Source organism: Campylobacter sp. IFREMER_LSEM_CL2194, assembly GCF_025771685.1.
Lineage (GTDB): Bacteria > Campylobacterota > Campylobacteria > Campylobacterales > Campylobacteraceae > Campylobacter_D.
The window spans coordinates 1-1,729 of sequence record NZ_JAKMQS010000039.1; the positions used below are offsets into that span (position 1 = coordinate 1).

Below are 1,729 nucleotides of genomic sequence, written 5' to 3' on the forward strand. Positions count from 1 at the left end.
GTTGTATTGATTTGATCAGTATTTTTTTTATCTAGTATCATTTCTACTAGTATGGAAGAATTTAAATCAGGATATTCTGCATAAAAGAAATGATTAAGTTCAGAGATATTTGAATTGATTGCTTTTTTTAATGTTGTATCAAAATTTTTTAAACTAGAATTAATCAAAAGCGTATTATCTAACTTTTCATTTTCAATTTTTGGATTATTTTCTAAAAAATGATCAAAAATACCTTGAAATTCTCCATCTAAAATAACTTTATAAAAACTATTTTTATAAAGACTAATAGAAGGTACATTAGAATAAGATGAAAAATCTAATAATACTTTATCATCTATAATCAATACATCAGATAAAATTTCTTCATTACACAAAGCGATAATAGGATAAAGCTTACTAGTAATAAGCTCTAAAAGTGGATAAGCGAAATCATAATAATATTTTTGTTCCTTATACTCTTGATAGTCAGAAGAAGAATTATAAACTTCAAATAATGTATTTACAACAAAAACATAAGGATTTTTTTTGACTAAAGAGATAGGTTTTTTAAGATTGGTTACAGAATCTAATATATTGATAAAAAATTTTGCTATAGCTCTAATAATTTGCTTATATTCATCATCATTAGATTGAGTGATATTTTTTAAAAGTGTATTAAAAAGTGTATCTAGGGTAAGTTGTATCTTTGGTTTAATCTCTTGCTCAAAATAATCAGATTCTTTGATATTTTTTAATAATGTATTTAATTCTTTTTGAACTCCTTTTAAAAAATTTTCAATATTTTCTTCATTACTCTCATCAATAATTTTATTGAGCGTTTTATTTTTGTTTTGATTGATTGCATTATTTAAAAAATTTAAATTATTAAAGATAATTTTTTTAATACTAGATAAATTTTTATCAGAACTAAATTTTTGTTCTTTTGTGATTTCATCTTTATTAGCTTGATTTAAATGTATGATTTTAAAAGTTTTTTTCTTGTTACTTTTAAATTTATATTCAATAGTATGTAGTGTCTTATACAAAGAATTCTTAGCTTCTTTATATCCATCAAAATCACCACATATAAAAATAATTTTATTAGCATTTTCGGTAAGATTTTTTAACTCAATTTCCAAATTATGATTTGATGTAATTAAGGTGAAATCTTTTATTTTCATATTTTAATCCCATTCACTACTACAAATTTACAAACATAAAGCTCTTGTTTTCTATCTTCATCTTCTAAGATCTCATCTAGTCCATTTGCGATTTGAAATTTTAAATTTTGCATTTTAGCAGGAGCTAAAAAACTAAAATGATATTCGTTTAATTCTTTATTATCTTCTAGGGAATTTTTGATGATTTTATCATACTCATGTAGCTGTGTAAAATACCCTGCTCCTAAATCTTTATATTCAAATTCTTTATAAGCACTTTTATAAACTTTAGCAATATTTTTTGGGATAATAAAATAAAGTTTGATTAAATTAGTATCAAAACTAAAATTTAATTCTTTAAATTCATAATCTTTACTAAAGTCTTGTTTGAATTGATTAAGAATATTAACATCTTCTATATCTTTTAAATCTTTTTGATCTATATTTAATTCACTTAAAGCTTTATTTTGTTCTTTTTTTTCATTATTGATCAAAAGATTATAGATAGGTAGGTTATCTTTTTGAAATCTATCACTTTTATAATGAAGTCTTATTATAGGCTCTTTTAGCTTTGTTTGGCTTTTGTTTTG

Annotated in this window: 2 pseudogenes; both read right to left on the minus strand. The window is 21.9% G+C overall.

Annotated features, from left to right (window positions below):
* Positions 1-1,160, minus strand: a pseudogene (locus L8V79_RS08045) (hypothetical protein); the annotation flags it as partial.
* Positions 1,157-1,729: pseudogene (locus tag L8V79_RS08050) on the minus strand (hypothetical protein); the annotation flags it as partial. The pseudogenes L8V79_RS08050 and L8V79_RS08045, both read right to left, overlap by 4 nt.